This is a genomic window from Desulfosporosinus acididurans (genome assembly GCF_001029285.1).
Classification (GTDB): Bacteria; Bacillota; Desulfitobacteriia; order Desulfitobacteriales; family Desulfitobacteriaceae; genus Desulfosporosinus; species Desulfosporosinus acididurans.
Genome location: NZ_LDZY01000021.1, coordinates 1 through 21,028 on the forward strand (window position 1 = coordinate 1; position 21,028 = coordinate 21,028).

The 21,028-nt window shown below is 45.8% G+C and carries 15 protein-coding genes, 7 tRNA genes and 2 rRNA genes; 21 read left to right on the plus strand and 3 right to left on the minus strand.

Annotation, left to right across the window (positions count from 1 at the left end):
- A 23S ribosomal RNA gene (locus DEAC_RS20425) occupies positions 1-470 on the plus strand; the annotation flags it as partial.
- Between the two features lie 117 nt (positions 471-587).
- A 5S ribosomal RNA gene (rrf, locus tag DEAC_RS20430) occupies positions 588-704 on the plus strand.
- Positions 705-1,389: 685 nt separating this feature from the next.
- On the opposite strand, the gene DEAC_RS24660 is transcribed toward rrf, so the two are convergent.
- Complete coding sequence (locus DEAC_RS24660; protein ID WP_282434470.1) at positions 1,390-1,512, minus strand: hypothetical protein; 123 nt, start codon at positions 1,510-1,512, stop codon at positions 1,390-1,392.
- Between the two features lie 189 nt (positions 1,513-1,701).
- Between DEAC_RS24660 and DEAC_RS20435 the strand changes: the two genes are divergently transcribed.
- The 11 genes from DEAC_RS20435 to DEAC_RS20485 all read left to right on the plus strand — a co-directional run bounded on the left by DEAC_RS20435 (position 1,702) and on the right by DEAC_RS20485 (position 7,891).
- The gene (locus DEAC_RS20435; RefSeq protein ID WP_242847232.1) at positions 1,702-1,944 is read left to right on the plus strand and encodes a hypothetical protein; all 243 of its coding nucleotides are present in this window, start codon (positions 1,702-1,704) and stop codon (positions 1,942-1,944) included.
- Between the two features lie 198 nt (positions 1,945-2,142).
- Positions 2,143-3,372 carry a glycosyltransferase family 2 protein gene (locus DEAC_RS20440; RefSeq protein WP_427846286.1) on the plus strand — a complete coding sequence of 410 codons (1,230 nt, stop codon included), beginning with the start codon at positions 2,143-2,145 and terminating at the stop codon, positions 3,370-3,372.
- A 107-nt stretch (positions 3,373-3,479) separates the two neighbouring features.
- Positions 3,480-3,555, plus strand: a tRNA-Val gene (locus DEAC_RS20445).
- A 20-nt stretch (positions 3,556-3,575) separates the two neighbouring features.
- Positions 3,576-3,651, plus strand: a tRNA-Asp gene (locus DEAC_RS20450).
- 10 nt (positions 3,652-3,661) lie between these two features.
- Positions 3,662-3,737, plus strand: a tRNA-Phe gene (locus tag DEAC_RS20455).
- 5 nt (positions 3,738-3,742) lie between these two features.
- A tRNA-Gly gene (locus DEAC_RS20460) sits at positions 3,743-3,817 on the plus strand.
- 12 nt (positions 3,818-3,829) lie between these two features.
- Positions 3,830-3,903, plus strand: a tRNA-Cys gene (locus tag DEAC_RS20465).
- An 8-nt stretch (positions 3,904-3,911) separates the two neighbouring features.
- A tRNA-Leu gene (locus DEAC_RS20470) sits at positions 3,912-3,999 on the plus strand.
- 4 nt (positions 4,000-4,003) lie between these two features.
- A tRNA-Val gene (locus tag DEAC_RS20475) sits at positions 4,004-4,080 on the plus strand.
- Between the two features lie 979 nt (positions 4,081-5,059).
- A complete protein-coding gene (locus DEAC_RS20480; RefSeq protein WP_152671456.1) occupies positions 5,060-5,554 on the plus strand; it encodes a hypothetical protein in 495 nt (164 codons plus the stop codon).
- A gap of 1,269 nt (positions 5,555-6,823) precedes the next feature.
- Positions 6,824-7,891: an EcsC family protein gene (locus DEAC_RS20485; protein WP_053006548.1), complete on the plus strand. Its 1,068-nt coding sequence runs from the start codon at positions 6,824-6,826 to the stop codon at positions 7,889-7,891.
- 133 nt (positions 7,892-8,024) lie between these two features.
- Here the strand turns inward: DEAC_RS20485 and DEAC_RS20490 are convergent, their stop codons facing one another.
- A complete protein-coding gene (locus tag DEAC_RS20490; protein ID WP_047811954.1) occupies positions 8,025-8,258 on the minus strand; it encodes a hypothetical protein in 234 nt (77 codons plus the stop codon).
- A 204-nt stretch (positions 8,259-8,462) separates the two neighbouring features.
- On the opposite strand from DEAC_RS20490, the gene DEAC_RS22445 reads away from it, so the two are divergent.
- Complete coding sequence (locus tag DEAC_RS22445; RefSeq protein ID WP_053006549.1) at positions 8,463-8,867, plus strand: helix-turn-helix domain-containing protein; 405 nt, start codon at positions 8,463-8,465, stop codon at positions 8,865-8,867.
- 120 nt (positions 8,868-8,987) lie between these two features.
- On the opposite strand, the gene DEAC_RS24365 is transcribed toward DEAC_RS22445, so the two are convergent.
- Positions 8,988-9,227 carry a hypothetical protein gene (locus DEAC_RS24365; protein WP_242847234.1) on the minus strand — a complete coding sequence of 80 codons (240 nt, stop codon included), beginning with the start codon at positions 9,225-9,227 and terminating at the stop codon, positions 8,988-8,990.
- Here DEAC_RS24365 and DEAC_RS22450 point away from each other — a divergent pair.
- The 7 genes from DEAC_RS22450 to DEAC_RS20535 all read left to right on the plus strand — a co-directional run bounded on the left by DEAC_RS22450 (position 9,144) and on the right by DEAC_RS20535 (position 21,009).
- Complete coding sequence (locus DEAC_RS22450; protein WP_242847233.1) at positions 9,144-9,857, plus strand: ImmA/IrrE family metallo-endopeptidase; 714 nt, start codon at positions 9,144-9,146, stop codon at positions 9,855-9,857. The genes DEAC_RS24365 and DEAC_RS22450 overlap by 84 nt on opposite strands.
- Positions 9,858-9,871: 14 nt before the next feature.
- The gene (locus DEAC_RS20510) at positions 9,872-12,439 is read left to right on the plus strand and encodes a type I restriction-modification system subunit M (protein ID WP_047811956.1); all 2,568 of its coding nucleotides are present in this window, start codon (positions 9,872-9,874) and stop codon (positions 12,437-12,439) included.
- A complete protein-coding gene (locus DEAC_RS23700; RefSeq protein ID WP_161796485.1) occupies positions 12,432-13,559 on the plus strand; it encodes a restriction endonuclease subunit S in 1,128 nt (375 codons plus the stop codon). The genes DEAC_RS20510 and DEAC_RS23700 overlap by 8 nt, the downstream gene beginning before the upstream one ends.
- A gap of 1 nt (position 13,560) precedes the next feature.
- Complete coding sequence (locus tag DEAC_RS20520) at positions 13,561-16,632, plus strand: type I restriction endonuclease subunit R (protein WP_047811957.1); 3,072 nt, start codon at positions 13,561-13,563, stop codon at positions 16,630-16,632.
- Positions 16,629-17,291 (plus strand): M48 family metallopeptidase, encoded by a 663-nt coding sequence (locus DEAC_RS20525; RefSeq protein WP_047811958.1) that lies wholly within the window; start codon positions 16,629-16,631, stop codon positions 17,289-17,291. The genes DEAC_RS20520 and DEAC_RS20525 overlap by 4 nt, the downstream gene beginning before the upstream one ends.
- Positions 17,292-17,307: 16 nt before the next feature.
- On the plus strand, positions 17,308-19,038 hold the full coding sequence (locus DEAC_RS20530) for a hypothetical protein (protein WP_047811959.1): 1,731 nt from the start codon (positions 17,308-17,310) through the stop codon (positions 19,036-19,038).
- Between the two features lie 114 nt (positions 19,039-19,152).
- Complete coding sequence (locus DEAC_RS20535) at positions 19,153-21,009, plus strand: AAA family ATPase (protein ID WP_282434471.1); 1,857 nt, start codon at positions 19,153-19,155, stop codon at positions 21,007-21,009.
- Positions 21,010-21,028: the final 19 nt, after the last annotated feature.

The following is a 21,028-nucleotide window of genomic DNA, read 5'->3' on the forward strand; positions in this document are numbered from 1 at the left end:
AAAAGCTACCCTGGGGATAACAGGCTTATCTCCCCCAAGAGTCCATATCGACGGGGAGGTTTGGCACCTCGATGTCGGCTCATCGCATCCTGGGGCTGTAGTAGGTCCCAAGGGTTGGGCTGTTCGCCCATTAAAGCGGTACGTGAGCTGGGTTCAGAACGTCGTGAGACAGTTCGGTCCCTATCCGTCGCAGGCGCAGGAAATTTGAGAGGATCTGTCCCTAGTACGAGAGGACCGGGATGGACGAATCACTGGTGTACCAGTTGTCTCGCCAGAGGCACAGCTGGGTGGCTATATTCGGATCGGATAAGCGCTGAAAGCATCTAAGCGCGAAACCGGCCTCAAGATGAGATTTCCCACGAGTGAAAGCTCGGTAAGACCCCTGAAGGAAGATCAGGTTGATAGGCCGGATGTGGAAGCACCGTGAGGTGTGGAGCTGACCGGTACTAATCGGTCGAGGGCTTGACCTAAAAAGATACAAAGCAAAGGGAACGTGGCTCAAATGGTTCCGAGAAGACGAAGCTAGAAAGAGACTCTATGTAGTTTTGAGAGAACAGAGTTCGAAAAGGACAACTGAATCTCAGAGATCTGGTGATCATGCCGGAGGGGTTCCACCCGTTTCCATACCGAACACGGAAGTTAAGACCTCCAGGGCCGATAATACTTGGGGCGCAGGCCCCTGGGAAAGTAGGTCATCGCCAGGTAAAACAAGCAACAGACTGCCATAATGGTAGTCTGTTTGTGTTTCATGAAAGAAGTGAAAGATATTGGGTCCCACACTGCAGGAGAAGGCGTCACTGGACGCAGTGTGGCGATAAGCTCGTCCGCTTATCGTGTTCGATCCACATTGCAGGAGAATGCGTTGCGGGACGCAATGTGGCGATAAGCTCGTACTTCGCCACGAAGTGAATCTCTAGGGTTGGTGGCTCGGCGAAACCCTCCACTGGAGGCTTTCGTGGTTTTCGTCACGCTGCAGGAGAGTGTAATAACATGACATTTGACCTTCTTTTTGAGGAACGACACATGGCAGGTGAGTAATTGTCACTGGGTCAACGGTGAAAACCTTATAGGCGCACATAAAGTTGTCGCTTTGTAAGTCAGTAGATCTACAAAATTGGATCTGCACCATTATATTCGATAGAGACCTTCTACAAGGAATGTATAGGCTTTCTGAAAGTAGAAGCCAGAGCGACATGATAATTAAAAGACTACCTCATCTGAGATAGTCTTTTGTACCAAAAAAATTAGTGTGGAAATACATGTTTGAATAATGCAGCTCGTACTTCAACGTTAAGCCTTTCGAAATATAATTTTCAGGGCTTGAGTTATTCGCAATTACTTTACTGGTTATCGAGATTAAATGTAAGTAAAACTAGTTGCTCTGAATTCCTAGGTTGATAATTGATCAGCATGAATCTCTTTTTCATGCTTTTCAGCTTCATAACCAAAGCGAAACCTTTGATTACAATAAGAACAGTGAATAAATTTACCATCCTCTGATGGAATTGGCATATTAACCACCTCCTTGATGGGGATTTTAACCATCTTGAAAGGAATTTAAACTTATTTGTATAAATGTTGATCTTATTATAAAGCACCTCATAAAGTAGAATTGAGGTGATGAATATGTGGCGAAGATGGATTGGTATACTATACATAGAATTCTACTGGTGGAAAAGAGACATAATTCGACGATTTAGGTTGGATACACCGACAGGTATATCGGGTATACTACTTGTAGCATCTGCTATTATTTTGTTGTTTATTTTAGGTAATGGGGCAGCTCAAATCTTTCGGGATTATGTTCCCTGGATATCTGGGCGTAGGATTGGGGATGTATATTGGCAATCGATTAGTTTTGGTATAAAAGCTGCTTTAACATTCATGATATTTAGTGGGTCATTAATAGCCTTTATTATTTTTAAAATAATAGGCCGAAACTAAACATGACGATAATAAAAAATTATAGTTCTAAGACGTAATTGTGGAAAATAAATGTAATAAATAAATAAAGTGGATAAAGTTCTTGGCAACTATTCTTGCATAGGTCAAAATCCTATGTTAGAATTTATTGGTCAGAAGGGGGTCAGATAGGTGGATTTGTTCTCTGGGCTTTCGGTCACACAGTTATTTAACGTTATTATGATTCCGGTCCAAGTTATTATTATTTTTTTGACCTTTTATTATTTTATTTTGTCTTTGTTTGGACTGTTTAGGAGACGAGAGGATAAGATTCTAACGCCTGAGAAAAGTTTTGCCGTTGTTGTTGCTGCTCATAATGAGGAAGCTGTCATCGGACCGCTTGTAGAGAATCTAAGGATGCTGGATTATCCCAAAAAGCTCTTTGATATTTTTGTAGTAGCTGATAATTGCACGGATAAGACTGCATTAATAGCTCGGAATGCGGGAGCCATTGTTCATAGACGTTTTAATACTGAAAAACGTGGTAAAGGTTACGCGCTCGAATGGATGTTCCATCGCCTTTTCAAAATGGAGCGCCAATATGATGCAATCGTAATTTTCGATGCTGATAATTTAGTAAAAAATAATTTTCTCTTTGAAATGAACAGCAAACTTTGTCAGGGACATAAAATAGTTCAATGTTACTTAGATTCAAAGAATCCAATGGATACATGGGTAACAAATACATTCTCTATAGCCTTTTGGGTTACAAACAGATTGCTGCAACTCGCAAGATACAATACGGGGCGGCTTTCCAACGTTCTTGGCGGGACAGGCATGTGCATCTCAACCGATGTTTTGAGAGAATTTGGATGGGGAGCTACGTCTCTGACAGAAGATCTTGAATTCAGCATGAAGGCTTTAACACACGGTATTAAAACAACTTGGGCTCACGATGCTGTCGTTTACGATGAAAAGCCTTTAACCTTTATGCAGTCTTGGTACCAAAGAAAACGTTGGGCTCAGGGGCAAGTAGATGTAGCGGGAAGATACTTCTTTCCCCTGATACTTAAAGGTATACGCGAAAGAAAAATCATGTATTTTGATGCTGCAATACATCTCTTTCAGCCTGCTCTTGTAATGATTGCAACATTTTTTATGATGACAAACTTTATTTCCGCCTTGCAGTCAAGTTATACTCATGTCTTCACCTTAGTTATGCCTTGGACAGGGTGGCAAATATTATCCTCAATTCAATATCTGTATCCTGTTGCAGCTTTAGCTCTGGACCGAATACCTTGGAAAGCCTATGTAGGCCTGATTTTGTATCCTATTTTTATCTATAGTTGGATTCCTATTGTTTTTTTGGGATTCATTAATCGGAAGGATAAACAATGGTCACATACTAAGCATACACGTTCTATTAATATTGAAGATGTTGTTAAACAAAAAAAAGTATCCACAAGTTAGTTTTAAATATACCATTTTATGGTTTTAACGACAGAGGAACATTTTTTTTAAAAAATGTTTTGACACGGAGCACTTTTTTGTGTATACTGATATTCGTCAGTCGCCCCGGGTGATTAGCTCAGCTGGTAGAGCGCCTGCCTTACAAGCAGGATGTCGGCAGTTCGAACCTGTCATCGCCCACCAACTAATTTGCGATTGAAAGTGGCCCCGTGGTGTAGCGGTTAACATGCCTGCCTGTCACGCAGGAGATCGTCGGTTCAATTCCGATCGGGGTCGCCATTTATTTTATGCCTCGGTAGCTCAGTCGGTAGAGCAGAGGACTGAAAATCCTCGTGTCGGCGGTTCGATTCCGTCCTGAGGCACCATTTATGCGGGTGTAACTCAGTGGTAGAGTGTCACCTTGCCAAGGTGAAAGTCGCGAGTTCGAATCTCGTCACCCGCTCCATTTGTTAAAGTTGGCGGCATAGCCAAGTGGTAAGGCAGAGGTCTGCAAAACCTTTATCCCCAGTTCAAATCTGGGTGCCGCCTCCAAATATTTTGCCGATGTGGCGGAACTGGCAGACGCACGGGACTTAAAATCCCGCGGGTTAATAGCCCGTACCGGTTCGATTCCGGTCATCGGCACCATTATGGGTTTGTAGCTCAGCTGGTTAGAGTACCGCGTTGACATCGCGGGGGTCGGAGGTTCGAGTCCTCTCAAACCCACCATATGTAAATTCCAAAAAGCCCTGGAATCCTTGTTATAAGCGGATTTCAGGGCTTTTGTTTTACAATCAAGAGGCTGTACATTACCTTTCTATACATATGTAAGAATCCAATAGTATCCGCATGTATCAATAGGTCCGAAAGGCACAGGCAGACAAATAGGCAGACAACATTGAGACACGATTTTAGACCCTCTGTCGTTTTAAAAAACCTATCGTCTTTAGTATGTAATCGTCAGATATATATATATAACGGAGAAAAACGCAATCAGATGGAGATGTGTTGGAAAAATCGTCATAATTGAGGGCTTTTAGACGTAGATGGTTATTTTACGATTATATACGGCTAATGGAGTCGTCAGGCAACAAGGCACAATAAAACAATAGAGAATACAATAGGTTGATTCATCAAACTTAAATGAATCTGTAATAATCTAAATTAAAACAAAAGATAAAAAGAAGAAAATAGATAGTAATAAAGATCGGTAGAATAAAACAAATAAGCTCATTAAAAAAAGTTGCTAGAGACCAAGTATGTAAAACTGCTAATTATAATTATGCAAAATACTCATTCACTTTAAAAAGATTGGGTATTTTTTGTTGTCCTTATAGGAAGGACACTTGCATCTACAGCCTTCTAACCGCCTTCTAAAGGAAGTTAAAGTGTGATAGTGGGCTGGAAACAGTAAAGATGATTTAACAGGCTCATAGGCATGAAATAATTTACCTGGCGCCTTTTAATTAATTCTCCAATACAACTTTTAAGGTATTTAACCCAATAGCTAATCCGTCCTAAAAGACTTTCCGGAGTGCTCAGAGGAAGGGGAAAGTACCAATCGTGCTTTCTGCATTTCGTAAACTCTTATCAAAAAATTAATTTACAAAAAGATAAAATTCAACTTGATTTTCGTGGGAATCAAATTTTATTGTATGTCTTAGGGAAACACGAATATATTTCCAAAACGAAAAGGAGTGATGTTGCCATGATAACAAAGCTAAAAGTCCTAAATAATGACAATCAAGTTATTGAGTATGCAGTTGAGAATGCAGAGGGGAAAGGGATTAAAAAAATTGAATATGCTGTCGATGACATTAATTTTGGCTATTTTATCGAGAATGAAGTAGGTGAATTAATATCCGTTTATTATGTTGTGACTTATCCTGTGATAGTAGTCGAATATAAGGTAAATTATATGCAAAGACCAGAATATGTAGAACACCCTGACTGGCGTGTGGATTATTATGAGTCCTATCGGGAGATTAATATACCGAAACTTGACATAAGATATACAGTAGGTGGTTGTATTAATGGAAATAGAATCGATAATATAAGGAGAAGCATTGACCAATATTTACTGGAAAATTATGAATGCTTTGATCGCTATGGGAACACCCTCGCTATAATTGAGATAGGGAATATGAACGATGTTGAACTTAAAGAATTCGATAAAAATATGTGGGGATTGTATAAATACTGATATTTTCGAAGAATAGTATGATAGAGTATTGATTTGTTATTTTAACCCTAAATCAAAAAGTGAACTAGCTCTATTAAGTAGACAGGAACAGTTCTCTCAGACTGAATTAGGAGTTATACATCCCCTCGGCATCGCCAAGAAAGCACTCACCTATTGATACAATGTATAAACATAGAAAGCCCAGTTGCTGGGTTTTTCTGCATTTCTTAGGTAAAATAAGTATCGCCTAAGACGGTGCTTTAGTGTTTTCGACACACAATCGTTAAATGATGCACCCACCTTGAGGGTGAATCAGCCTTTCGTTAAAAGTATAGGTATCTTTAAAAGGTATTAGGAAACGATAGAATATCTTATTGATATGTTTCAGTAAAGTTATCACGTTGAGACAGTCGTTGTTGATAACGAGGGTGGAACAGTAGGTGTACGGAAAAGGCTTAAAATAAGCCTTTTTTGTTTTTTTTTTGAATAAATTGGATTGCATAAAAGTGATTTTTGCTTCGTGGGAACATATCGAGACATGGCCTAAACCCAGTGACAGAGCGATTTAGATGTCAGTGGTTGGCGAGCGGTCGATTTAGATGTTATTTGAAAAAACCAAGATTGTGTGGTCGGATTGGATGTAAGATCTGAAATTGGCAGCCTTACAGCCGAAAATTGGGAATTTATTGTGGTGAAGATAGATTGTCGCAGAATTTACACAGGATATATTAGAGACAGTAGTCGGGTCTCCGCATACACAGGGCAAATATGCGGTACTCTTCCGTCAAAGACCGTGTAAGGTTCTCCTGTATAGTGCTCGGTATTTATATTGTATATTCGGCGCTTGCAGGCGTACCTCGACATAAAGGACAACTATTAGAAAGGAAAAAGGAGGAGGTAAGTATGAGAAGACAAAGCGGGCTAAGCATCTTATTCGACTTCATCATGACAATCTTGACAGGCGGTTTATGGCTTATCTGGGTGCTCGTTAGATATTTGAGGACGCACTGAGAATGATTATGGTATATTTAAAGGAGAAACTTACCATGCCAAAAGAAATCACCGACGCCTGAGCCCTTTTGCCTCCTAGATTGCAGTTTTATGCGGGCAAAGAAGAATGTAAGCTGGTTAACACTATGAACATAAGAAGGGAAATAATTCACGATGGAATGAGGAAATGTTAGTTATAGACGTTATGAGCGGTTTTTTGGGTGAACGTGGGAAAATGGCGAGAACTCCTTCGAAAAATTTACAGCCTGTACTATAGAACGCCTAAAGGGAGATGGCAAAATGGATGAAATAAAACGGCCATATGCACCTGTTCCGATTATAGATGAAAAAGAGGCAGCTTTGCTCGATGCTTTAACAGAACGTTATAATAAACTGATTAAACCAAGTAAAATTGCTCAAATAAGTACAAAAGCTGGGGAACTCATTCCCAAGAATATTAAATCCCTGGGAGCGGAGATTGCTGCGAATATTTCCGCACAAGAGTTGTATCAACAAGCCATGGAGTTAATCACAACAGGATTCAAGGTAGTAGAGGAACAGGCGGCTAAATTTTCGATAAGCGAAAAGACGATTTTGCAAAAGGTCAACACAGTTGTTTCAGATTATGAGATAATTGAATTAAGTGAAGTTTGCTTTGCGAGAAGCTATAGCCTAGCAAAGTTAGTCAATGCCTACAAGAGCCAAGATACCGTTGCAGCGCTTGTGGAAGGCGGAGCAACTGGAGCATTTGGTTTTTGGGGATTACCATTCAACATGGTGCTTAGTACTTTCCTGTATTTTCGTGCCGTGCAATCAATTGCAATGTTTTACGGATATGATGTTAAAAACGATGGTTCTGAATTAGTAATTGCAAGCGAAGTGTTTACAAATGCTTTATGCCCTGCACAAAACGATGTAAACAACGAAGTATCAAGTATCCTCGTAAAAATTATGCTGATGAGTAAAGCAGAGGTAGTTAAGCAGACAGCTAAGAAAACATGGTCTGATATGGCGGCACGGGGTGGGGTAACGCTGTTGTTAGCACAGATGAGAGCGCTGGCAAACAAATCTGCTCAGAAAGCTCTTGAAAAAGCAGGAGCGAAAGGATTGGAAAATAGTCTTTTCCGGGAAGCTTTTGAACAAATCGGTCGCAAGCTAACATTGAAGACTGCGGGTAAAGTAGTCCCGTATTTTTCGGCACTATTTGGAGCACTAATTGATGCGGCTCAAATGCAGAGAGTATTGAACTACGCAGATGTTTTCTACCACAAAAGATATTTATTGGAAAAAGAAAACCGCATAAAAGCTATTGTTGCGAGTGATGCAATCATAATAGACGCAGAAATTGTAGGCGAAGAAGAACAATAAAAAAAGGGAGCAGGTCACCCTGTAGCTATTTCGCTCAGGGTGACTTGCTCTCTTATTCGTTTATATCGACAAGGGCATGTTGAGGTTTTTGACCGGAACGAGTACAATCTGTTGTATTGTTTCGGTTTTACTGTCAACAACAGTATTGACGATAGGTGACACAGTGGGTAAAACAAAAAGCGTTTCTATTGTTTCGTTTGGGAACGCCCTCAATAGACCGCTCATCAGCTTCTTGCCGCCGCTGAGCTGCCCCTTCATAAACCAGTTGGGCTTCGGCACAGGATATGCCCATCTGCCTCGCCAGTTCGCTATCAGACCATCCGCGCTCGTTCACCAGTTTCGTAATGTAGCCCCTGTTAGGTGTCATTAGTAAACACTCTTCAATATAGCGTAGACAATAGGGAACATGGATATTGTACCCAGTGCTGATCTTAATGTCAATATTAAAAAATATTGTATCCCTTGGGTTACATACATTGTCAAATCATAAGTAGACTCTTGAAAGCATTATGCATAAATATGTTGCCAATAGGTTACACCTATACTATAATACAAAATGGAGGTGTCAACCATGGATTCTCTTGGCGAAACAATAAAGGACAGAAGGCTCGGTAAAGGCTGGTCAAAGCGGGCTTTGGCAGAGAAGGCCGGCATAAGCCATTCAGAAGTCCACCGCATTGAAACAGGCGAACGCACTAATCCGTCAGTACCTGTTTTGAATGCGCTTGCGGAAGCCCTCGGCATTCCGAAGGATGACTTACTGCTCGCTGCGGGTTACAAGAGCGACGACGGCGACATCCCGATGATTGAGCGTGTTTTCCCCGACCTTAAAACAGAGAAGCAGCAGCAGACGGCCCAGAAGATAATTGACGGGCTGGCTCGTAGTAGCGATATGGACGACAGCGATTACGACCGGCTGGTCGAGCAAATGGAGATGTTTTTTAACTATGTCAAGAAAAAGGACGATACCAAGTAAACCGCGTTTTGCGTTTGCGGTTAGACGTGCGTATGAAGTTCTTGCTGAGATCGGGGCTACCACTCTCCCGATTGACCCGTTTCTAATTAGTGAGTATTACCCTGAAATCCACATCGTGTCTTATACAGAGCTGAAGGAGAACACTGCCTGTGCCGACCCTTTTAACTTCGATAGGCGGAATGCGCAGAACGCTTTCCTCGAGATTTGACGCGCAGAAGCAGCAGCGACCGTATTGACGGAGAAACGCACAAGTACCGTGGCGATAAGGAATACCTCGTGGTCTATGACGATCGCATCGGCAACGAACGACGTATCCGCTGGACGATAGCTCACGAACTCGGACACATCTTTCTTGGTCACTTCGTTGAGTTTACGCTAACATCATTCCTTCGAGGAGCAGGCGGCGAGGAGCGCGTTGGGTTGACGGATGAAGAATATGGGGTGCTTGAAGTAGAGGCACACTTCTTTGCGTCGGCTTTCCTGTCTCCATCGACAGTGATTCGGAAGATTGACGCCTGCGAGAGTGCTTTTGGCATCATGGAGATCTGCAATATTTCCGAGGACGCGGCATACAAGCGACTCGACGAACTAAAGCGACTGCCGTGTGGCAGTTACGAGGTCGAAGGTTTGCTGAGCCGCAACTTCTACAATTATATATGGAAGGCTAATAACCCGGACGCCGCTATGTTTAAGCCGCCGCTTGATTTTCTGCCCTCGCAGTACGAGGACTATGCTGACTATGAATATTGGGCATACATAGTGGCTTTATTAGGCAAGAGCATAAAGTACAAGGAACTGGGAATTGCCCTTGCCGATAGCATAACGATTTATGAGGAGGACGATATGCAGATAATCACACAGACAGAAACCGCTAAGGCTATGGCAGACAAACACAAGGAGGTCATCAAAACCGTCCTTAGCAAATATGGAAAGACTCACATCCAGAGTGTGTCGGCGCTAAGTGCCGAGATACTCATACTGCTGAGTTAAAGGAGAACGATACAATGGCAAAGCTAACTATTTCCCAACTCGAAAACCACCTGCTGAAAGCGGCGGACATTCTGCGCGGCAAGATGGATGCGTCCGAGTTCAAAGAATACATCTTCGGTATGCTGTTCCTAAAACGTCTGTCGGATAACTTCGCCGTGAAGAGGGCTGAACTCAAAGCAAATTTCGAGGCACGGGGTTGGTCGGCGGAACGTGTGGCGCGGGAACTTGAGGAACCCGCCAACTACGGAAACGTGTTCTTTGTGCCGTGGGAGGCGCGCTGGACGTGCGAGGAACACGAACTTGGCACAGCGGCAAAGCCCGAAAAGTGGTCGGGCATCCTGCACCTTAAAACGGAGGTTGCTTCCAAGCTTAAGCGCGCCCTTACGAAGATTGAAAAGAGCAACCCTACACTTGAGGGTGTGCTTTCAAATATAGATTTCGGCAAAAAAGTAAAATCCAAGCAGATAATCAACGACGCGAAGCTGATTAAGCTAGTAGGCCACTTCAACAAATATCGTCTGACAAATGAGGACTTCGTATTCCCCGACCTATTAGGCGCGGCATACGAATACATGATTAAAAACTTCGCCGACAGCGCGGGTAAAAAGGGCGGAGAATTCTATACCCCCTCTCCGGTGGTGCAACTCATGGTGCGCCTGATTAAACCGGTGGCGGGTAATCGCGTTTATGACCCGACGGTTGGCTCCGGTGGTATGCTGATTCACAGCAAGCAGTATGTCGAGGAAAACGGCGGCCGAGCCGACGACTTATCGCTATTCGGGCAGGACGACGCGGCTTCCGTGTGGTCTATCTGCAAGATGAATATGATAATGCACGACATAAAGGATCCGGATATTCAACACGGTGACACAATAGGTGAGCCGCATTGGACGGACGAAAAAGACCCGTCCCTTACGCGCCAGTTCGACCGCGTCATCGCAAATCCGCCGTTCTCGCAGAACTACTCCCAAGCGGGAATGAAACTGCCGAATCGTTTCCAGTACGGCTTCGCGCCCGAAACGGGCAAAAAAGCCGACCTGATGTTCGTGGAACACATGATAGCGTCCACCAAAGACGACGGAGTAATGATAACGGTTATGCCTCACGGCGTACTATTCCGTGGTGGCTCGGAACAGCGTATCCGCAAAGGAATCCTGACTGACAAGCAAGATATTGTGCAGGCGGTCATTGGTTTGCCGCCGAATCTTTTCTACGGCACGAGCATTACGGCGTGTCTGCTTGTGATAAACAAAAAGAAGCCAAAGCAACTGGAGGGCAGCGTCTTCATCATAAACGCCGATGCTGAGTACGGCGAAGGACGCAATCAGAACTATCTTCGCCCGGAGGACATTGAGAAGATTGTCTACGTCTTTGACAACTTTCTCGAAGTGCCGGGCTATTCCCGCGTTGTGCCGATAAGCGAAATCACCGACGAGAACGGCAACGACTGCAACCTGAACATTCGCCGCTATGTTGATAATACCCCGCCCGCTGAACCACACGATGTGAAGGCGCACCTTTTTGGCGGTGTTCCAAGTGCGGAAATAACTGCCCTGAACGGTCTGGTCACTAAGTACGGCATCGCCGAAAGCGATCTCTTCAACGACCGTGGAGACGGCTACGCTGACTTTGTTCACGCCGACAAAGTCGCTATTAAGGAAGCCATACAATCGAACGCGGGCGTGACCGCCGCCAACAGTAAAGTTACCGAAGCCGCTAACAGCTGGTGGGTGAAGGCCGCCGCCGAAATCTCACAAATTGGCAAGACGGTGCAGGTATACGAATTCAAGCGGAAGTACACCGAACAACTGCGTGAGATGCTTGAACCACTCGGTGTGTTGGACAGATTCCAATGCATCGGTGTGTTCGCCAACTGGTGGGAACACAGCTATACCGTGCGGGAATCTACTGAAATCGAGTCGGACGGCGACAGTAACACTAAGGTGACCGTCAAAGAGGTCATCTCCGTCAAGAATGTGTTTAAGACCATCACCGCGGAGGGTTTTGTCGCTGCGCTTGTTTCCGACGAGAAAATAGCCAAGGAACACTTTGCCGCCGAATTGGATGGCCTTAAAGTTTTGGAGCGCGATGCGGAGAACGCCGCCGCCGAACTGCAAAGCTACGCTGAGAGCATCGACATGGGTGAGGGCGACGACGATTCCGAGGGCGAGGAGGCAGACGAAGCCAAGGATGTCAAGGTTTCGGACGTTGAAAAATACCTAAAGACTCTGGGGACAGAGGAAGCGAAGGCATCCCTCAAGAAAATAAAGGACTTGAAGTCCGAGAAGAGCAAGGCAAACAAAGCTCTGAAAAAAGCGCAGACTGAACTGCAGGAGAAAATAGACGCCATCCGTAAGGAACTGACCGCCGATCAATGTGAAATACTCGTGATGGAACTTCTACGGGAGGGGTTTGTTGCCGAGCTGGATAAATACTTGAAAGCCGAGCTCGACAAGACGGTCAAAGCCGTGCATCACCTCTGGGAGAAGTACGCTAAATCAGCGGAACAGCTAACCGACACACGCGCCGCCGCCGAGGATAAGCTGGACGGCTTTTTAAGGGAGTTGGGATACTATGGGTGAGTGGAAATGTGTTCAACTTGGCAACTATCTGGTTGAGCATACGGAGAAAACAACACAGAATAATCAATACCCTGTGCTGACATCGTCACGAGAAGGTATTTTCTTGCAGACTGATTACTACAACCGTGTCGTTGCAAGCAAGGACAATACAGGCTACAACGTCGTGCCATATGGATATTTCACCTACCGGCACATGAGTGACGATGTCGTGTTCCGCTTTAACATCAATAATATCGTCGAAAAAGGTATTGTGAGTACGCTTTACCCTGTGTTTACAACCCGAAACATAGATGACTATTTCTTGCGGACGATACTGAACTACGGGAGCGAGTTTAAGAAGTTTGCCTTCTTCAATCAGCAAGGTTTGAGTAGGACCTATGTCTACTTCTCCATGCTGAAAAAGCTATACGTTACGATTCCTGACCTCGATGAACAACGTCGTATTGCCGCCGTTCTCGCCGCCGCTGACGAAGCCATCGTCGCAAGCCGCGCTCTGGTGGAGAAGTATGCCGCCGTGAAGCAGGGGCTTATGCAGGATTTGCTTGGCAAGGGTGAATTGACCTTATTTGCTGACTTGGCTGATAGCATAACCCGTAAAGAACGTGCAACTGCGGAAAGCGTCTGTTTGAATATGGATTGCATTGAAAGCGGTTCAGGCAAGGTAATATCTCGCTCATTTGATTCAATGTCAAGCGATAAGATTGTGTTCAAAGCTGGAGATTTGCTGTTCGCTAAACTGCGTCCATATCTGCGAAAATACTGGCTTGCAGATATGGACGGGCTGTGTTCAAGCGAGTTCTTGGTATTCAAGATAAAGCCGAAAGTTCGTAGTAAATATTTGTACTATATCGTCTCGTCTAATGAGTTCGTCGAATATAACAACTCACAGACTTTTGGGACGAAAATGCCCAGAACCAGTTGGAGCATAGCGAAGAAATACCAAGTCCGAGTGCCAAGTCTCGACGAGCAGGATAGGATAATTGAAATCCTCACCGCGGCAGACGAGCGGCTGACCGCCGAGTGGGAGCGGCTGAGAAAACTGGAGGACATCAAACGCGGACTGATGGACGACCTGCTAACGAACAGGGTCAGCACCGATAAACTGCAAGGAGGGGTTTAAGATGGCAAGCGCCAAAGCTAACAACGAACTGACATACGTCGAAGAACCGTTCCTCGCCCACCTTGAAAAGGTGGGCTGGACTGTCGAGCGATGGAAAGGCGGCAAGGGCTGCCGCGCCGACTTCGGCGACGTTATACTGGAGAGACACGCGAAGGCCGCCCTCCTTGACCTGAACCCTTGGCTGACCGACAGCCAAGTGGACGACCTTGTCACGGAATTGCATAGTTTTGAGGGGCTTTCCCTGATAGACCGTAACCGCGAGGGCGATGATCGTCTGGCGGTCGGTCTTTCTGCATATAACGAGGAAACCGGTGAGGATAATCAGCCCGTGAGACTGATTGACTACGCCGAGCCGAAAAACAACAGTTTCCTCGCCGTGTCGCAGTTCCGCATCCAGCGACTCGAAAAGGAAATCATCCCCGACATCGTCCTGTTTGTGAACGGTCTGCCCCTTGTTGTCGTGGAGTGCAAATCGCCCACGCTAAAAGAACCGTTCTTTGACGGCGTAGCGCAGATTGAACGTTACAAGCGGGAGTTCCCCGACTTGTTCAGCTATAACCAGTTCGTCATCTCCACTTGCCGCCAGACGTCGAAGTACACCACCATCACGGGCAATGCGGAAAACTACCTCGAATGGAAAGAACCATACCCTTTCCCGCTGTCGGACATTGACCAGACAGGCGGCATCGTACCGAGCCAAGAGAAACTCGTGTGGGGTATGCTGTCGCTTGGCAATTTTCTCGACATCGTCCGCAACTACTCGGTTTGGGATGGGGCGATTAAGAAAGTGCCGCGCTATATGCAGTATCGCGGCGCTCGAAAATTAGTGGAACGCATTCGCGCCGATCGTAAGGGTGGCACGATTTGGCATACGCAAGGCTCCGGCAAAAGCTTGTCGATGATGTATGTCATTCGGCAGATGTATCATTCCGATGACTTGAAGGATTGGAAAATCGTCCTTATCGTCGACCGCGATGACTTAGAGAAGCAACTGCGCCAGACGAGCGGGGTTTTAGGCTATACGGTCAACGTAGCGAAAAGCATCGAGGGTGCGAAACAGCTTATCGCTTCCGAAGCGAGCGATATTACTCTCGCTATGATTCATAAGTTCGGCGAAACAGCCGAAAAGGATGGCCAAAAGAAAAAGGTCTCCGTTTTCCCTGAACTGAACACGTCCGATAAAATCCTCGTAATGATTGACGAGGCGCACCGCAGCGAGTACGGCGAACTTGCCGCCGGAATGATTAAAGCAATGCCAAACGCCGTCCGTGTTGCGTTCACAGGGACACCGATAACTGCGACTACTAACACTTTCGGCGGCGTATTCGACACATACAATATGCGCCAAGCCGTGGAAGACGGCGTGGTCGTGGAAATACGCTACGAGGGTCGGGCCGAAAACAGCACCGTCATAGACGAAGAAGCCATGAACGGCAAGTTCGTGGACATCTTCGGCTATGCGGACGACGAGGAAAAGCAGGACATCATGCGCCGATATACCCTCAAGGGCTATATGGAGGCTGATGCCGTTATCCGAGCCAAAGCCGCCGATATGATGGAGCATTACATCAGAACGGTATTTCAGAACGGCTTTAAGGCGCAAGTCGCGGCGTTTAACCGCGAAGCTGCTTACCGATATAAAAAGGCGTTTGAGGAATTGCTTGCCGCCAAAATTACCGCTCTCAAAGCGAATAACCCAGACGGCATTGACATCGCTCTTATGGAAAAACTGAAAGTCGAGTGCATTATCTCCTCTGGCACCGACGACGCAAACCGTCATCCGCACTTGAAGGCTCTCGTGGACAGCACCGATAAAGACGCGATTGTTGGGGAGGAAGGCAGCTTCAAAACGCCATTTGCCAAAGGTGGATATACGGGTATCGTTATCGTGTCCGATATGCTGTTGACTGGCTTTGACGCACCTATCGAGCAGGTTCTATATCTCGATAAGAAACTGGTCAACCATAACCTTTTGCAGGCGATTGCCCGCGTCAACCGCACTTGCGGCAAGGATAAGACCTGCGGTTATGTCGTTGATTATGTCGGCATTACCCAGCACCTTAAAGAAGCCCTTTCGGAATATGCCTCGCTTGAGGGCGTTTCTGAAGAGGATAAAGACCCTATGTTGTCTGTTGCCGAGGACGTTGACCGCCTTAACTCGGCTTACAATGAAATTCTGACTTTTGTCCGTGATGAGGTTTGCTACGATATTTCCAGCCAGACCGAATCTGTTATAGAGGAACTTGTTGCGGTTGAGGAGCTGCGTGACGAGTACAATGACCTTTTCAAAAAGCTGTCGAAGTATTACGACCGCGTTCTGCCAAACCCTGTGGCGCTCCAATACCGCGACGGCTACAAGCAACTGGCGTTTATCCGTGAGTCAGTGGCAAACCGTACCCGCGACCCACGCTATTCCATGAAGGACGCCAGCGCCAAGGTTCGGGCGATCATCGAAGAGTATCTCGTCATCAGCGGCGTGGGCGTGGAAGTGCCGCCTATCGACATTCTCTCGCCCGACTTCATCGCCGGGGTTGGAAAACCCGACAAAACCGACCGCGCTGTCGTGGACGAACTGGAATATGCCGTCCGCGAGTACATTATTGAGAACACGCCGCGTGACCCGGAACTGTTCGAGCGATTCAGCGAACACCTGAACGAAATACTGAAAACTCTGAAAGGTAACTGGAAGGAACTCCGCAAAGCTCTTGAAAAGTTTATCAAGACCGACCTCTTTAATGCCCGTAACACAGAAAATACATACGGGTACGAAGCTGTAAAAGAGATGCCCTTTTTCTCGTTGCTCCGAAAAGAGGTCTTCGGTGACAAGAAGTTTGAGGACTTGACCGAGGTTGAATTCAATGCCCTGAAATCGCTGACGGATGACTGCTTGTCACGGCTAAAGACGGATACCGCCAAGCGGGACTTCTGGGAACATGATATGCAGATTCGGCAGACAAGGGCTGAAATCCGCTCCAAGCTACTGGACATGGAAGTAACCGCACCGAGCATCGGCAGCAAGATAAACGACATCGTCCAGAAAATAATCGAATTAGGGAGGGAGCATTACAAATGAATGAAATCCCCTATGAAATAGTACGCTCCAACCGAAAGACATTGGCATTGACAATTGACAGTGAGGCAAAACTTGTAGTCCGCGCCCCGATGCGGTTAGGCGAAGATGTTATCCGTGACTTCATCAAAAAGAAAGCACGGTGGATAACCGATAAGCAACGGCAAGTGAGCGACTACGCAACGAAGCAGAGTGCGTTTGTCTTGGAAGACGGCGAAAACGTCCTTTATTTCGGGAAGTCCTATGCTGTCCTCCGCAAAGCCGTTCAGGAAGTCACGACCGAGGGTAACTTCCTGCTTGTACCGGAGGATATGACGCTTGAAGGCTTTGGCAAGTGGATGAAGGCACAGGGCGAAACGGTTATCAGCGAACGGGTGGACTACTATGCCAACCTGATGGGTGTGAAATACGCCTCTGTTAAGATGTCGGAAGCAAAACGCCGATGGGGTTCGTGTGGTGCTGGGAATACTTTGAACTTTGCTTGGAGGCTCGTGATGTGTCCGCAATCGGTCATTGACTATGTGGTGGTTCACGAACTTTCCCACATTACCTATAAAGACCACAGTTCAAAGTTCTGGACTCGAGTTGCCACCGTAATGCCTAGCTACAAAGAGGCACAGGATTGGCTGCGGTTGAACCGTAAACTGATGGAAGTTATTTAACGGAGGTAATTGCTTTATGGCACAGCATCTTTCTATTCGTATTCCATGGAAAGACAACGGCTACAGCGGACTGGTATGTGACAAGCCTTGCTACAACAATGCTTGCCTGCGGTTAAGAAACATTTCTGACAACAAGGATGACGAATTTGAGGAAACTCTCAAAGGGAGCCCTATTGCTGGTCATGAGCACGAAATACCTTGCGTGTCTGAGGGCGGCGTTTTCATGTCTGCAAAGCAACATTCGAGGATTAACATACACCCGTATAAGGAGTCTAATCCAGCTACACACGGACATTTTCGGGAAACGGAGTTGCTATATCCACCTTACTCTTTACCCGCCAGACCATTCGCTTGGACAATGCTCCGCAAAGGAAATGACCGAGAAGATCAGAATATTCGCCGACTTGCGGACAGATATAATATCGACTATGACCCTGCGAGAGAACCGGAGTTGTCGTTTACAACAAATTGGATACAGGATTCAGTAAACCAACGGGCAATTTTTAAGACATTTTATGAAGACGTGACCCCGAACCAATCTTTGGTGATTGCATATGCGAAGCAAGTCCCCTTTATTGATGATTCAAAGCGAGTAGTTATGGGCATCGGTTTTGTGAAGTCAGTAACCAAACCGCCTGAACATAAGCATACAAATGACGGAACACTGCGCTCCATCCTCTGGGAAACAATGATCGGTCATTCTATTCGCAACGTCCGTAAGGATGGTTTCTTGCTTCCGTATGGGGATATGATGAAATACGCCGAAACACACCCTGATTTTGACATTAGATCAGTAACCGTCTTCGCTGAGGATGAATACTTCGATGAGTTCTCCTATGCTACTGAACATCTTTCGTATGATGCCGTCATCAGTGTTCTGCTTCAGACACTTAAAGCTTTGGAGATAATTAAGGAATGCATACCTGGCAACTGGCAAGATTGCATTGACTGGACGAATCAACGGCTTATGGAAGTATGGCAAGACCGCGGCTCCTTTCCAGGGTTGGGATCAATGCTATGCGCTGTCGGTTTCAAGTTCGGCATTGTGCTTGCAAATGAGATTAAAAGGATAATAAACAATAGTGTAGCGTTTGAGGAATATGTCGCTCAGGTATTGCAAAGTCCGGAAAATTACTTTAGTGCTGATATCGCCAATTCGATTGGCAGAACAGAACAGGGTTCTTTTTTCGCTCTCTCCGGTGATCGTAAATCGCTATTCTGGCTTCTTTCTCGCCTGTCTTTGAGTGTTGAGCAAGCTAATGCCCTGTTTAACACCGAATACAGGCAAAAGGCGAAGATTGACTGTTCGGACAAAGAAATCATCGAGAACCCATATTTACTATATGAACGGACAAGGATGTGCGCCGACGAGTTGAAAATGGCCGTTCGCAAAGTTGATATGGCGGTATTCCCACCTAAAGAACTGCGTGATTTGTATCCTCTTGCCGCTCCGACGGCACTCGACTCGGAAAACGATGAACGCCGAATCAGAGCAATCGCTATCAGTGTATTGGAAAATCAGGCTGAGAGCGGACATACCGTGTATCCTCAAAACAAACTCATCATTGACATTAACGAGCTGCCCATAGAGCCGGGGTGTCTGGTTTCGAGCGATATTTTCAAAAGTATACAGGGTTTTCTTTCGGAAGAGCTTATGCCTGTGGAGTGTGCCGATGGAACCATTGCTTATCAGCTAAGCCGTCTTGCCCAGATTGACGATATTATTCGTAGGTCTGTAAACAAGTGAGTAAGTGCAAAAAGGCACGTCGTTCCTGAAAACTGGAGGAATCTTGTAGATTCCGCCTTTGGTGCGAATGCGGATGACGATTCAGAGAAACGCGCCCGTGAGGAAAAATCAGCCATTCTTAAGGAACTTGCAGAAGCTCGAATTTCTGTGCTTGTCGGCGGAGCCGGTACAGGCAAAACGACGTTGCTGTCGTTATTGTGTAAATCACCGCAAATTCGTGATGGTGGCGTACTTTTGCTTGCCCCTACCGGAAAAGCAAGGGTTCGAATGAGTCAAGCCATGCAGCGGCAGGGCGTTTCAAGCAACGCCAAGACTGTCGCGCAGTTTCTAATCCAGAACGGTAGATTCGACTACAATACGATGCGCTATCAGTTATCGGACGCAGAAGTAAAGGACGTGCCATTTACCGTTATTGTTGATGAATGCTCTATGCTTACTGAAGAGATGTTCGGTGCGTTAATGCAGGCTCTGCGTAAGGCACAGCGTATCATTTTCGTCGGTGACCCCAACCAACTGCCGCCCATTGGCGCGGGCAGACCATTTGTTGACCTTGTTCGATACTTGAAAATGGATATTCCGTTGTTCCCGCGAGTAGGAAAAAGCTATGGCGAACTAATCGTCACCCGTCGTCAAAAAAATACAGACGGCAAAGAGCGTACTGACACTGCACTCGCTGAATGGTATGCTGACACTACCGCCGAACTTGACGATGAGATATTCGTACGGCTACAAGGTAATAACTGCGGTAAAAATGTCACTTTCAAGATGTGGTCTACGCCGGAGGAACTTGAAAGCTTGGTCTTGCAGACTGTGGCCGAAGAGGTCGGCATGAAAAGTGTTGACGACGTTAATGGGTTTAACATCAGTCTTGGCGGGACTGTCGGTCAGTATACTTATTTCAACCTCGGTTGTGCTGACAAATCTGAGAGTTGGCAAGTCTTGGCTCCAATACGAGGTTTGCCATACGGCGTCGCAAACATCAACCACATCATCCATAGCAAATATCGTGAGAACTATCTTGAGTTGGCGAAGGAATCGTATTTCTGGAATAGAAAAATACCAAGACCTATTGGCGCAGAAGGCATTGTTTATGGAGATAAGGTCATCAATGTTATAAACACCAAGCGCAAAGCCTATCCAGACAACGCGGGTTCTATTCATTACGTCGCTAATGGCGAAATAGGTGTCGCATTTTCAAATTGGGTAAAGAAAGACGACAGTGCTAAAGTCCGCAGTATGAAACTTGGTGGGTTAAAGGTCGAATTTTCCTCACAGAAAGGGTACTCTTACCAATACGAAGGTAGGGATTTTGGTGAAGAGACTGACGCTGTCCTTGAACTTGCTTACGCTCTCACTGTCCATAAGGCGCAGGGCAGCGAGTTTGGTAAGGTCATTCTGGTGATAAACGAACCGTGTGGTTTGCTCTCAAAGGAACTGCTCTATACTGCAATTACGCGGCAAACCGATCGGCTTGTTATTCTTTACAACGCCGAGGCGTATCACCTGCGAAATTACTCATCGAGAGCGTTTTCCGACATCGCCAGACGTTTTACTTGCCTGTTTGAGAAACCCGAAATCGTTAAATTCAAGCAGCGATATTATGAAGCTTCGCTTATACATAAAACTCTTAAGGGTGAACTTGTGCGTTCAAAATCCGAGGTGATTATAGCTAATATGCTCTATGAAGCGGGAATTCCTTATGAATACGAAAAGGAACTATCCCTCGGCGAGGACGGCACACGAATCCCTGATTTCACAATCGACGATGCTGAAAGCGGTATGCTCTATTACTGGGAACACTGCGGCATGATGTCGGACAGGCACTACCGCCAGCGGTGGGAAGAAAAGAAAGCAGTATACGCCAAACACGACATCATTGAGGGAGAAAACCTGATTGTGTCTTACGATGACATGAACGGTAGCATTGACTCCGTGGCGATAAAGGCTCTTATTGAGAAATATCTGCAGTAATAATCTAAACGCAGAACGG